Below are 12,876 nucleotides of genomic sequence, written 5' to 3' on the forward strand. Positions count from 1 at the left end.
CATCGCCATGGACCCTATCGTTTTATCGGATTTAAAGACCATCGCCGAGGTCGAGGCGGGGCTTCGTTCAATTAGTGAGGCGCGAGGCGCGCCAATTCAGGTGCCGCGCGATGCAATAAATAAGCGTAGCGGCGCATTGCACGACGCGGCGCGGCTGCAATTATTTGTAACCTGGGCGAGAGCGGCAAGAGAAAATATTATCCATTTTCACGCCTCGAACAATCTCCAAGCTCTGATAGAGAAGCTTTGTGATTATGCCCCAGGAATAGCCGCGCTTCGCATGGCAGAGGGGGTTCAAGTTGGAGGCCAGTTCGTCGGGCGGCGAGAGGCTTTGCGCCAGGCTAGGGAGAAAATGCAAGCAACTGATGATGAGGATTTGGGGCGCATAATCAAAGGGCGAAGCATTGATATGACGTGTGTGAGCGGAATGAGACTGCAGTATCTGGCACCGTTATTTTATTTCCGATCCCCAGATGCTTCGAAGGATGCTTCTGGAATGCTTGGATTATTCAAAAAGCTATTCACCCGGATTGCTCATCAAGATCAAGAGTTAGTGCCGGAAACGTTCTGGAATGCGGTTAGTATTTTTTCTTCTGAACTATTTAAAAATACGCAGGAGCACGCTACAAGTAATCACGCCTACGAAAAATACGTCGCACATGTTGAGGGATTTATCGCGAGTTGGGGCGTGATGGAGGAGCGGCTGTTTATGTCGGACTTTGAGGGACACCCCAAATTGAAGAATTTTTGGGCCCGAGAGTCGCTGGCTTCGCACGAGCCACGGATGAGTTCGATGCGGTGCTTACAGTTAAGTTTTTTCGACTCGGGCCCCGGGTTGGCTAGCCGCGCAGCAGGAAAACCTACCATGGAGTTGAGTAGGGAAGAGGAAAGAAACGTACTGATTCAATGTCTTCAGAAGAATTTCACCACGAAGCAACAGACAGGTGCTGGGCAAGGGATTCCCGGTGTGCTCAGCGCACTAAAGGATATTGGGGGGTTGATTAGAATTCGGTCCGGCCGACACTCTATCTTCAACAGTTTCGGATTTGGGGAGTCAAATCAATTGTTCGATTTCGATGATTGGAGTACCGATGAACTTGCTGAGGTCGCGGGTGCAGTAATCACGATCATCATTCCATTGCGAGTCAATTGATGGATAAGTCCTTTTTCTTCAACACTAAGAGCGTTTGTAAGCGGACAAATTTAGGAATCGATATCGCTTGCATATTTTTTGATGGGCGGCGAGAGATTTCTAGCGTCGAGTTTTTTTCTGAACTTGAAGCAGCATTGAAAAGCAACGACACTCTTCCAGATTGCATGATATTCGTTGCAAGTCGGCGCATCATTGGTGACTTAAGCGAATACTGGAGCTCTCAGTCGCAGCAAGAAATCTTCGTCACGCGCGGGATTCGGAATCAAGTCCAGTACATTAAATCGTTTCACTTTTATTCTTGGGAAGCCGCCGGGGTAGCGGAGTACTATATTCACGCAACCTCTCAAGCAAATATCCCATTCGCTTTGAACGCGGAAGGGATATTGAAAAATGGCTTGGTGAGTTTGGTGAAGCGCAACGATGTTGTGCAGGTGGCGCCAGCGGGCCATGTTTTTAAACATCCTTCGGGTACCGTCAATAAGATATTCATTCAGGCACGCGAGCTGGCAAAGTCTGAGCCGCAGCTTTGCTATGTTGGCAGATTGATTGTTGCTCAGTTAGAGGGCTTCGTTAAAGAAGGCCTTTGCACGGTGTTCATCGATACGATGAGTATCTATCACTATGTCCATGAGGCGCTCAGTTTCATGGGCAGCTCAGCGCGAATTCATAGCTTTCACTCCTATGATGACGTTAAAAAAATTGCACTACCAACAGAGCCCTACTTGGTCGTGATTTCTGCGTCTACGTCTGGTGGAATGGTACGGCAGCTTCACAAGAACCAACGATTTGATCCTAAAAGGTTGGTTACGCTTATTGATATGACTGCGAAGGGCCGCAGCGGCAGCGTGTTGATTGAGTTGGATCAAATTGATAGTCAGTTAAAGAGGTTCACTCATACTGGAGTGGAAACCGAAATTGAGTTGGTGGGGGAGCATTTCTCTTCGAAAGCCAAGCCCCCACGCGCGGTGACGCTAGGACTACCGCATACTCCAAAGGACCTGACGGCTGTTTTGAAATTCTTTGATGTTAGCGGTTTTACTCATATCAATGCAGCGAGACATCCGAACGGAACGCGTGTCATAACGCTTACGCCCCCTTTGATAGAGGCAGGGGGAGATTTTGATCTTTGGTTGGATGCTGAAATTAGGTGGAGCGTTTCTTCTTCGATCGATCTTGTTGTGCATACTAACGATGAAAGTTCGTTGGCGTTGGCGAATCGTGCGTCAGAGATATTGGCTGATGCTAAAGGTATTGATTCGATTCGTGTGCTTTCGAGCGATGTAATTTGTAAAGATAGTCTTGCCTCCGCTGGAGGGATACTTGTTGTCACGGCACTTGCTGGTGACGGCGGACAGCTTCGTGAAATCAGCAGGGATCTACGCGAGTACGTTAATCCGTTATTGCCACGTCATTTCCTTATTGGAACAGGACTGCCGCAGTCCGAGGAAGCTTGGGAGCGACTTAAGCAATTCCTGGAAAGGAATACGTCACATCGCCGGTATGGCTTTTCGGTTCGTTTTGTTTTGCCTACGGGGCCTGAGAGTTCGGATGATTCTTGGCGAGCTCTGCATCGTTTGGCTGAACAGGCTGATATGGCGGAAGTTGCACATTCCTTAGTGGATCCCTCGGTCGTGGCCGCTTCTATTCGCGCGGCCGTAGGCGCAATAAACATCGCGAGAAATGGCTATCTAGCAAAGTTTGACGGTTCTGCCCTCGGACTCTCCGACGGATTTCTATTTTTGGGTGATGTTTTTAAGGACCGTCCTCAACAGGTTCCTGCCGCAGCGGTATTTTTAGCAATGAGTTCTGCTATGCAAGCAGCTAGAGAGTGCAAGATTCCTGGGAACCAGCTGAAACCTACGGGTTACGAGTCAGTCGTGATTGCGCCAGAATGCTTCCTACGATTTAACGATAGCATCCTTCAAGCTGCCCTCCTCAGAGCCAGTCTTCCGTCTGAGTTAGATTACTCTGCTAGCCCTCATCTTAGTAAATTGATGAAGGAGTTCTTGGGTAAAGTATTTGATCGCCATTCACACGCATACGGTGAAGCCGCATCCGAATTCGCTGCGGCCTTGGCTACTGAGCGAATGAAGCTAAAACAGAGTGACCAAGCAGAGGTAATTTCGAAAGCCATTGTGCATCTTAAGGATGTTCCATCTGCATTGCTCGGCCTACTTCTGCTGGCGAATGAATTGCAACTGCCGCGCGCTGAAATTGGGGTTTAGAGCGCCTGACATTCAAGAGGAGGAAATGTAGCGACTTTTTGTTAGCGAATTCTGCTTCATTGATATGGTCAAGACAGAACGTTGGTTTTTGTTTCCTGCCAATATGGAATCAGACTCCGACCAGCTTTATTCATCATAGTTAAAAATCGCCGATTGGTATTTTTTGATTGAGGATCAGTGGAACCCAACAATAGAAGCACTTTATCCGAATGTGCTTCGGTCAAACTATCTCACTGATTTTAAATCAGAAATTGGCATTTCCCCATCGTCATCCTGACCTCTAAAGTGGTTAGTCAAAATGCCGGATTTTCTTTTCGCGACTTCTCAGCAAATAAACCATACCAAATCCAGTGCCAGTGCGGCTCTCCAGCCTACTTCGGTTGGATTCTACTTTGCTCCAGTTGATGTCATTGGACGGGACGCCTCGCTGCCAGGCCTCCACCCTCGCGGACCGCATGACCTGATTTTCTGGATAGTCATCACGACGCCGTGCATTGCGCTCCCTGCGCCAACTACCGTGCCTGATATTTCGGGCGCTAGCCCTTACCGTCCGCCAAATCGTGCGTTGTCCGAGCGATGTCGCTACTCTGCCCTATTTTGCATTGCAGCTTCCGCGTAAGCTTGAATTCCACCAGATACTCACCAAGCACGGACATGAAGAGCCTCGACGACATCTCCTGCTTTCTGCGGAATGAGCTGAGCGCGAAAGCATTCAACTACGACGCTCTGGACACCGAATTGGGACTGCCAGAGGGCACCATTGTGCGCATCCTGGATGCCGACTGCGACTACTCGGTCCTGGAGCTGATGGTCGTCCTGGACCGGTTCGGCCTTGAGCTCGACATATTTGAGCAGATAGCGTTGAAGAAAATGAAAGAGGGACCTGCTGGCCCCGCGCCGGAGCTAACCGTCAAGACCAAGGCGCAGATTGCCGCCGAACGTTTCCGTGCGCGGTCTGCTTCCCACAGGGAGGACTAAACCTATGGAGCACAACTTCATCCTCCGATACCGGCTGGACCCTGCCGACACCACGACTGACGTTGACGATATCCTCGAACGGCTCGGTGAGGCTGGCTGCTTGGATGCTCTCGTTGGAGTAGGTGCACCTGGGAAAATTGTTCTCGATTTCACGCGCAGTGCTACCTCTTTGGAGCAGGCAATTCGTATTGCTGTAGCGGACGTCGAGAGTGCTATACCCACCGCAGTGCTTTATTCCACGGAGGTGCCAGACAATGGGGAGGAAGAGGACACCACCCTTATGGCAAAACTGACCCTCGTGGAGAGCCTGATGAAGGAGGTCACGGCCTGGATGGATGAGAACCAAATCACGTACGCCGGTGCCGCAGAAAAACTCGGGGTGAAGCCTGCGCGGGTGTATGAAATAACGAGGATGAATCCTGAGAATATCACCATCGATTCGCTCGTCGACATTCTGTTGCGAGCGGGGAAGAGTGTCCTGTTCCGGACAGAAGAGTCGCCCCCAAACGATACAGGCTGGTCGACTTGATGGCAGATATGCCGCAAGGGCTACCATGTGTCGAAGGCTGGGATAGTATGCCCTCTGCAGGGCTGGAGACAAGCTGATGTCCGTGTTGAATTGGTCAGCCGCCCTAGAGTTCATTGAGGGATTTTCCGTTCGCTCGGACGTCCATCTAGGGGAATTCGTGTACGTCTGTAGTCGTAGAGACCCGGCATTCCACTCTGGCTGCCGACTGAATGGCCCTTACTTGGTTGACCTCCATGTCGGCTCATCCTACCGTCTCGCAAAGAACTATGTCGGGTTGAGCCTCAGCGAAGCCAATGAGGTTGCACTGTGGTACCTGTTGAAGCATGTAGACGGAATCGCTCCCGGGCTGCATTGAATTGGCGTTGTAACCATCAGCTTGATATGCTGTTCTAAAGGACCTCTTGAGCCGACTAGCGAGGTCGCCCGCCAAGTTCTGCTTGGCCTAGCAATCGCTAGGTAAGAGGAATCGGACCCGATGGACCAGAGGCCCCGCTTGTCGGGGCTTCTGCATATTGATTCGGTATTTGCACCGTGGCTCGTCTCGTGCTCCGAGATTGAGCGGCGATACATACCACCATGCTCCATTTATCTTAAGAGAAAAAAATCCTCCCTGCCGCTTCGGTGAGAGCCAACAGCCAGCAAGGAGGTCTAGTCGAAAGACTAGCAAGGCTTAGCAATAGCGGGTGTTCGTCTTAAAAGCTAAGCGCCGCCGCATTCTTAAGAATGCGTGTTGATTTGCATTGAAAACTGACCCACTTTCCCCGGAAATTTGCATCCAAAGTTGACCCATGTTTAGACCACAATCCTGCTCATGACAGCGAGCGGGAGAACGGAGTGATAGACGTGGCCCTACTTGGAATTATTCGACGCTGGTACATCAGAGACCGCATCTCAATTCGGGAAATCGCCCGCAGGCTCGACATTTCCCGCAACACAGTTCGCCGCTACATCCGATCCGATGTCAGCGAACCTGCTTATCCAGCAAGGCGTTCGCCAAGCTCGCTCGATGACTTCACCGCCAAGCTCTCCGCTTGGCTCAGCGCAGACGCGGTCAAATCTCGGAAGCAAAGAAGGACCCTAAAACAGATGTTCCTGGACTTAAGAGAACTGGGATACGAGGGGTCGTATGACCGGGTGGCTGCCTTCAGCAGGCAATGGAAGGTGGGTCAAATGGAGAGGGTCAAATCTGCGAGCAAATCAACAGCACATTCCCGAGTGGTGAGGGACCACTTGCTCAATTTGTTACCTGAAGGAGAGGCGCGCTGGGAGGCATCGCGTCGATTTCAAGTCGACCGCAGTAATATCTTTGCCCTCGTCATGCAATTATGCCGGGAGCCCGCCGGCGCCATAGGATTTGACCTGGACGTTGATGGCCTCACAGTCCCTGATGAGCGAGAGCCTGTCATCCGAGAGTTGCCGGATACCGAGCTGTCAAAGCGCATCCGGAGTAGGAGCTCCGTCCCGTTTTCATTCTGGGATGGCGAGTTCTACCAGTCGTTGGCCGGCGTCCAAGATAAACTCCAAGTACATCTGGAGGGAAATGACATGCAGCTGGTAGGCGGGAGCCTCAACTCGACTCACATCCTGAAGCCGGAGCCGCAGGGGAGGACGCAGCGACGGATGGTCGCCAACGAGCACTTCTGCATGACGCTCGCCAAAGCCGTTGGCCTCCCCGTCGCAAACGTAGAGATTCGGCGTGTGCCTGAGTCAGTTCTACTGGTGGAACGCTTTGACCGGGCGAGAAGTATCATCCGGCACCCAGAAATGGTTGAACGTGTTCACGCCATAGATGCATGCCAAGCGTTGGGGGAGCATCCGTTCTTCAAGTACGAATGCCCAGAAGGCCACAGTGGCGCCTATCGACCAAAGCGCTCAGGTATCAGCTTTCATGAGATGTTCGAGTTGGAGCGAAATTTCATGGTTCCCCAGGAGGGGAAGATGTCCATCGTGAGATGGGCGCTCTTCAATATGCTGATTGGGAACAGCGATGCGCATGCCAAGAACCTGTCATTCTTCCAGAGCCGGCTCGGAATCATGCCGGCGCCGGCCTACGACCTCGTGTGCACGCGGGTCTATGACATGGCCAACGAAATGGCGATGGCGTTCGGGAATGCATTCTTGGTAGAGGATGTCACTGATGAAGACCTGGCGATATTTGCAGCCGAGGCCGCAATTCCATCAGAGACTCTGGTAGAGGAGCTCAAGTCCATTGCATCCGCGATGATGACGCATGCGCCAACTTTGGCAAAGTCTGACGTCTACTCGGCCGCAGAGAGGACCGTGGTCCGCAAGATTGCCGATTCTATCAACGCCCGGGCGGTACATCTCTTAACCGTGGCTTCAACGCTGCACCGGCGGGAGCGGTTGGGGCTGGCCAAGTGTGTCAAGTCGGCATCCGTTGATGCTTCAGACGCAGCGAAAGGTTATTTCGGAGAGCAGCCGACGCAGCGGCTTGAGGAGAACAAAGAGTAATTTCTTCGGATATTGAAGAAGCGCGGTGCCGAGAACCCGAGGTTATATGGCCCTTCTGCGGATGGTCGGATTCAGATAGAACAGGGCAGTACCTGGTGGTGGGTACCAAGGAAGGCGTAAGGATAGGGGATTTGGGAAGGATAAGGCATCTGCTCAGCGACCTGATTGGCGCCGGTGCTACGATACGGACGCCTGATGCGCTACCGGCGGAGACTAGTATGGACTCCATCCTCGCGAAGACGAGGCCCATCTAGCGTCCACAAGTCCGTCGCTACTTTCCCTGGCTGCTAGGGTCTACGGCCGGAGCATCACGATAGACACGCCTACGCTTCACGCGTTGGCTATCTTCACTAGCATCAGGCGAGCAGTTCACCAGGACATCCTTCAGACTCAAACCTGGGGATATCGCATCCAGATAGCGAAGAATCTGGCCTATTGCCACATTCGATTCGCCCTTTTCTATTCTGTAGGCAGTATCGCGAGACAGACCTGCTTGCAGTGCAGCCACCTCTTGCTTCATTCTTTTTGAGCGGCGAAGCCTGGCAATCGTTCCCCCTATCCGTGCCATCTCGCTGACATGGTTGAGGGAAAGAGAGCCTGGTTTCAGCGCGCCCATCGCTAGTCGTCGTCAGCGACGATAAGGACATCCGACTTCTGGAATGTCATCGTATCCTTTGGGGGTACAACCGCTGGTGTAGGCACTTTCATCGGTACATTTATGCCCCCCAAACTATGCGCCAGCTTCGCATCGTTGAGCTGCTTAGTAGCAGCTCGCTTGGCTTCAGCGGGTGAAGTAAGCTGCGCATTTGATTGTGCGATTGCAATCTTGTCCGCCGCCGCCATTTTATTGACGTGCTTCTTGGACATCGCATTTCGATTCCTGATGTGCCGATTGATGTTGTCCAGGTTCCGTCGCGAGCGCTTGGTGGCTTCGCGATATAGCGCGTTACCAATATGGTTGGAAACGGCCTTTAACCTCGCTGAAGGTGCACGAACAAGCGCTGTGTCGCCATTCGCCTCAAGGAGTCCGAGATTCCCATCTGGCATATCCCACAGCAAATGCATACCGTTGTGGCCGAGGTCATAAACCGTAATCTCCATCGTTGTTCCATGAATACGCTTGTAGTGGCTAGCGTAGGCAAGCAAATCGGGCGAAGTGAATTTTCCCTTTTCATATTCGACGATGCCGTCGTCGTCCACAGTCCGAGGTTCATTGTGGTAAAGCCTTCTGAACACATCTTCTTGAGGCCAAACGAATGCTGCATCGCCTCTCAAGCGTGCCTTGTAGTAGAGATAGACTTCTTTAGGCGAGGGCAAAATTCCCTTGTCCTTCATGTCCTCTGTCAGCAGTATCCTATTGTCGACCTCCATGTTCCAGCGACTGATGGCAATTAGAAGCGCCTCCATGAAATCGTCGTAGCTGACAGCTTCGGTCTCTGATGCTTGCTTGCGCTTATAGTCGCGCTCCTCATCTCCACTCTTGTACGTTGAGCCGGGCAGCTCAGATAAGGCCTTCTGAATGTGCTTCATGATGCCTTCGATGAGTCCTTTGCCTTGTGGGTCTCCAGGAGCGGCAAACAGGGAGGACACCCTAAGCGTTTCTATCGCATCCTGAAATGCATTGGCAATGCCCGGTCCGCGGTCGATGAAAATCTTCGAAGTGTAGCCGTGTACAAAACCATCAAGGATTCCGACTCCATGGAAAAGGAGGTCTCGCTCCTTCGAGCTATAGACGCTTTTCATCAATTCCCTGTAGCACGCCGAATTCTCTGGGGTGAACGTAACGTGATACCCAACGATGGCGTTGCTTCCACGGTCAGCCCCCAGCATGAGTGTAGGTTTTCCATGCCCAGGGATATACACCTCTCTACCCCTGTACATAACCTGGTTATCCACATCCTTCTGCACTGAATGCCTGGTCAGCAAAAAGGCAGTGCGATTGTTTGCAGCAAGGTGCACGCACAGCACACCAATGCCTCGCTCGATTGCATCAGCGAATGGCACCGCAATCTTGCTTAGCTAATCCTGAGTCAACATCGGATTGGGAAGTAACGGACTCGTTCTTCCCGCCTCGCAAATCTCCGCGTAGCGAGGTCCCCAGCCGTTCATCGTCAACGCCTCATGGTCCACTGATAATTGGTGGCTCGAAAGTGTCATTTTTATTATCTCCTTGAGTCACGAGCATTTCGTACCAGGTTCCTTGCAATGGAAGTTCAAACACCTCGTTCGGGAGAAAGTCCACGTAGCTGAGGAATTTTGCCTTGGAGCTAATGACGTCAGTCCTTTCCAGCTCACCAAGCACTTTCCGAACAGGATTCATCGCTTTCAAGCGGTACTTCATTACGCCTTCAACGTACGCCTTGGTCCACTTTTCCACTGGCGTGCCATTGGAACTGCCAAGCTCGATATCCAATTGCTCCATGCATTGGGCAATCCACCCGCGTCGCCCGTAGCAGTAGTCAACGACAAATTGAGGCAGCCAACGTGGCATTTTCTTGCCTTTAGTCGACGGGCCGCTCTGCCAAAAACTTTTGACGAAGGTCGTCTCGATGCTGGGCGTGTCCTCGGCGGGAATCTCTCTCGCGGAAATTTCTGATTCTTTGGAGGCTAATCCTTTTTGAACAGATGTTTTCAGTGGGTCCTGTGCTTTAGTCAAAGCTCTGAATGCACTGTATGGCTATTCGGTCGACTTTGAGCAGCTCAAGGAGGCGAATCCTTCGGTAGAGAGGGCTCTCTTAGCAGTCGCCAAGCAGCGGGCTGTGAAGGGGGGAAAGGAGCCGGTGGGGCAGGAAAACGCGGGAAAAATGCGGAAAAGCGATAACCAACTTTGAAGGTGCGTTGGTATTGCGAAAAATGTCACAATAAAAGCACTGGTTTATCGGGCGGGGGCTGGACTTCCGGCCGGTGAAGGTTGGCCGAAAATCCGTCCATTTTTATTCAAAATAAAGTGCTTCTATTGTTTGGTTCCAATCAGGGGCAGTCGCCCCTGCCCCCTCACTCCACCGTCACCGACTTAGCCAAATTCCGCGGCTTATCCACATCCGTCCCCCTTGCCAGCGCCGTGTGATACGACAGCAACTGCAACGGCACCACATGCAGAATCGGCGACAGCACCCCATAGTGTTCCGGCATGCGAATCACATGCAGCCCTTCCGCCGAAGTGATACGCGAATCACCATCCGCAAACACATACAGCTGCCCCCCACGCGCACGCACTTCCTGCATGTTGGACTTCAGTTTTTCCACCAGCGCATCATTGGGTGCAATGGTCACCACCGGCATCTGATCCGTCACCAGCGCCAGCGGACCATGCTTCAGTTCACCTGCGGCATAAGCCTCAGCGTGGATATAGGTGATCTCCTTGAGCTTGAGCGCACCTTCCAGCGCAATCGGGTAATGCAGCCCACGCCCCAGGAACAGCGCATTCTCGCGACGCGCAAAGGCCTCGGCCCACGCCACGATGGAGGGCTCCAGCGCCAGCACGCTCTGCAGCGCGGCCGGCAGGTGGCGCATGGCCTTCAGGTGTTCGGCTTCCTGTTCTTCGGTCAACAGCCCGCGCGTCTGCGCCAGCGCCAGCGTCAGCAGGAACAGCGCCGCCAGCTGTGTCGTGAAGGCCTTGGTCGAGGCCACGCCCACTTCCACACCGGCACGCGTGATGTAGGCCAGTTCGCATTCGCGCACCATCGCACTGGTGGCCACGTTGCAGATGGTCAGCGTGTGCTGCATGCCCAAACCACGCGCATGCTTCAACGCAGCCAGCGTATCGGCCGTCTCGCCACTCTGCGAAATGGTCACCACCAATGACTTCGGATTGGGCACGCTGTCGCGATAACGATATTCGCTGGCGATCTCGACGTTGACCGGGATCTTCGCAATCGACTCCAGCCAGTACTTCGCAGTCAGGCCCGCGTAGTAGCTGGTGCCGCAGGCCAGGATCAGGATCGAATCCACTTCCTTGAAGACCTTGTAAGCCTTGTCGCCAAACAGCTCGGGCATGATGCCGACCACGCCTTCGAGCGTGTCGGCAATGGCGCGCGGCTGTTCGAAAATTTCCTTCTGCATGTAATGCTGGTACGGACCCAGTTCCACCGCGCTGGTATAAGCCTGCACGGTGCGCACTTCGCGCTCGGCCGGACGGCCGGCCGCGTCGACGATCCAGACCTTCTGCAATTGCAGATCGACCACGTCGCCTTCTTCCAGATAAATGATCTGGTCGGTCGTACCGGCCAGCGCCATCGCATCAGAGGCCACGAAATTCTGTCCTTCGCCCACGCCCACGATCAGCGGCGAACCCTGGCGCGCAGCCACCACGCGATGCGGTTCGTCGGCGCAGAAGACGGCAATCGCGTAGGCACCGGTCAGTCGGCGCACGGCCTGCTGCACGGTGTGGAAGAGATCGCCGTCATACATGTGGTCGACCAGGTGGGCGATCACTTCGGTATCGGTCTGGCTCTCGAAGACATAACCGGCAGCCTGCAATTCGGCGCGCAGTTCGTCATGGTTCTCGATGATGCCGTTGTGGACCAGCGCGATGCGGTCACGCGAGAAGTGCGGGTGCGCATTGTGGGTGGCAGGCGCGCCGTGCGTGGCCCAGCGGGTGTGCGCGATGCCGGTGAAACCGGACAGGCCGCTCTGCGCCACCTGCTGCTGCAGCTCGGCCACGCGCGAGGTGCTGCGCGAACGCTGCAGCTTGCCATCCACATGCAGCGCCACGCCGCAGGAGTCATAACCACGGTATTCGAGGCGCTTCAGGCCTTCGAGCAGGATGGGAGTGACGTTTTGTTGCGCTACCGCGCCGACGATGCCGCACATGGATTACCTCGCTGGAAAAGATGTGCATGCATCTTAGGCGAGGCATCGTGAAATAAGATTTCTAAAATATCGAGGAAATGAACTAATATTGCTTCGCTATTGGGTGGTGAAATAATATTAAATTCAGAAGTGAAATTTGGATTTATATGTCATTCAATCTCGCTCAACCTCACGCAATCTTCGGCAATTTCACAAGCTGACGCAGGTATCCATGAAAACCCCCCTCGATCTGGACGATCTCGACCGCCGCATCCTGCAGGCCCTGCAGAGTGATGCCAGCCAGACCAATCAGGAACTGGCCGCGCAGGTGCATGCCTCGCCGCCGACCTGCCTGCGCCGCGTCAAGCGGCTGGTCGATGCCGGGGTGATCGCGCGCCAGGTCGCCTTGCTGGATCCGGCCCAACTGGCGTCCACGCTCACGGCACTGGTCGAGATCACGCTGGATCGCCAGGGCGAGGAGGAGCAGCAGGCCTTCGAGGCCCTGGTGGCGGGGGAGGCGGCGGTGCAGCAGTGCTATCGGGTCTCGCCGGGGCCGGATTTCGTGCTGGTGGTGCTGGTGAGCGACATGCCGGCTTACCACGCACTGGCGCACCGGCTGTTCGCCTCCCAGCGCAACGTGCGCAATGTGCGCAGCTACTTCTCCATCCACCGCAGCAAGTTCGAGACGGCCATCCCACTCGGCGCGGCTGCCGACGCCCCATGAAAAA

10 protein-coding genes are annotated in these 12,876 nt (G+C 53.8%); 6 read left to right on the forward strand and 4 right to left on the reverse strand.

Features of this window, described 5'->3' with window-relative positions; genetic code table 11:
- Positions 1–7: 7 nt before the first annotated feature.
- The 5 genes from ACWHXP_RS22725 to ACWHXP_RS22745 all read left to right on the forward strand — a co-directional run bounded on the left by ACWHXP_RS22725 (position 8) and on the right by ACWHXP_RS22745 (position 7,357).
- Positions 8–1,153 (forward strand): hypothetical protein, encoded by a 1,146-nt coding sequence (locus ACWHXP_RS22725; RefSeq protein WP_489634984.1) that lies wholly within the window; start codon positions 8–10, stop codon positions 1,151–1,153.
- Positions 1,153–3,378, forward strand: coding sequence for a hypothetical protein (locus tag ACWHXP_RS22730; protein ID WP_489634983.1), 2,226 nt, complete (start codon positions 1,153–1,155; stop codon positions 3,376–3,378). The genes ACWHXP_RS22725 and ACWHXP_RS22730 overlap by 1 nt, the downstream gene beginning before the upstream one ends.
- A 654-nt stretch (positions 3,379–4,032) precedes the next feature.
- Positions 4,033–4,356 (forward strand): hypothetical protein, encoded by a 324-nt coding sequence (locus ACWHXP_RS22735; protein ID WP_489634982.1) that lies wholly within the window; start codon positions 4,033–4,035, stop codon positions 4,354–4,356.
- Between the two features lie 4 nt (positions 4,357–4,360).
- Positions 4,361–4,885 (forward strand): XRE family transcriptional regulator, encoded by a 525-nt coding sequence (locus ACWHXP_RS22740; protein WP_489634981.1) that lies wholly within the window; start codon positions 4,361–4,363, stop codon positions 4,883–4,885.
- 834 nt (positions 4,886–5,719) lie between these two features.
- Complete coding sequence (locus ACWHXP_RS22745) at positions 5,720–7,357, forward strand: HipA domain-containing protein (protein WP_489634980.1); 1,638 nt, start codon at positions 5,720–5,722, stop codon at positions 7,355–7,357.
- Positions 7,358–7,628: 271 nt separating this feature from the next.
- On the opposite strand, the gene ACWHXP_RS22750 is transcribed toward ACWHXP_RS22745, so the two are convergent.
- The 4 genes from ACWHXP_RS22750 to glmS all read right to left on the reverse strand — a co-directional run bounded on the left by ACWHXP_RS22750 (position 7,629) and on the right by glmS (position 12,169).
- On the reverse strand, positions 7,629–7,973 hold the full coding sequence (locus tag ACWHXP_RS22750; RefSeq protein WP_489637752.1) for a helix-turn-helix domain-containing protein: 345 nt from the start codon (positions 7,971–7,973) through the stop codon (positions 7,629–7,631).
- A gap of 2 nt (positions 7,974–7,975) precedes the next feature.
- Positions 7,976–9,238 carry a hypothetical protein gene (locus ACWHXP_RS22755; RefSeq protein WP_489635829.1) on the reverse strand — a complete coding sequence of 421 codons (1,263 nt, stop codon included), beginning with the start codon at positions 9,236–9,238 and terminating at the stop codon, positions 7,976–7,978.
- 238 nt (positions 9,239–9,476) lie between these two features.
- A complete protein-coding gene (locus tag ACWHXP_RS22760) occupies positions 9,477–10,013 on the reverse strand; it encodes a hypothetical protein (protein WP_489634979.1) in 537 nt (178 codons plus the stop codon).
- 338 nt (positions 10,014–10,351) lie between these two features.
- Positions 10,352–12,169: a glutamine--fructose-6-phosphate transaminase (isomerizing) gene (gene glmS, locus ACWHXP_RS22765; protein WP_034332249.1), complete on the reverse strand. Its 1,818-nt coding sequence runs from the start codon at positions 12,167–12,169 to the stop codon at positions 10,352–10,354.
- Positions 12,170–12,380: 211 nt separating this feature from the next.
- Between glmS and ACWHXP_RS22770 the strand changes: the two genes are divergently transcribed.
- Positions 12,381–12,872, forward strand: coding sequence for an Lrp/AsnC family transcriptional regulator (locus tag ACWHXP_RS22770; protein WP_489634978.1), 492 nt, complete (start codon positions 12,381–12,383; stop codon positions 12,870–12,872).
- Positions 12,873–12,876: the final 4 nt, after the last annotated feature.

The organism is Herbaspirillum sp. Her2, from assembly GCF_057961375.1.

Bases quoted from the DNA above. Each gene is read 5' to 3' on its own strand.
- ACWHXP_RS22725 (WP_489634984.1), top strand. From the start codon at position 8: ATGGACCCTATCGTTTTATCGGATTTAAAGACCATCGCCGAGGTCGAG.
- ACWHXP_RS22735 (WP_489634982.1), top strand. From the start codon at position 4,033: ATGAAGAGCCTCGACGACATCTCCTGCTTTCTGCGGAATGAGCTGAGC.
- ACWHXP_RS22740 (WP_489634981.1), top strand. From the start codon at position 4,361: ATGGAGCACAACTTCATCCTCCGATACCGGCTGGACCCTGCCGACACC.
- ACWHXP_RS22750 (WP_489637752.1), bottom strand. From the start codon at position 7,973: ATGGGCGCGCTGAAACCAGGCTCTCTTTCCCTCAACCATGTCAGCGAG.
- ACWHXP_RS22770 (WP_489634978.1), top strand. From the start codon at position 12,381: ATGAAAACCCCCCTCGATCTGGACGATCTCGACCGCCGCATCCTGCAG.
- ACWHXP_RS22730 (WP_489634983.1), top strand. From the start codon at position 1,153: ATGGATAAGTCCTTTTTCTTCAACACTAAGAGCGTTTGTAAGCGGACA.
- ACWHXP_RS22755 (WP_489635829.1), bottom strand. From the start codon at position 9,238: ATGTACAGGGGTAGAGAGGTGTATATCCCTGGGCATGGAAAACCTACA.
- glmS (WP_034332249.1), bottom strand. From the start codon at position 12,169: ATGTGCGGCATCGTCGGCGCGGTAGCGCAACAAAACGTCACTCCCATC.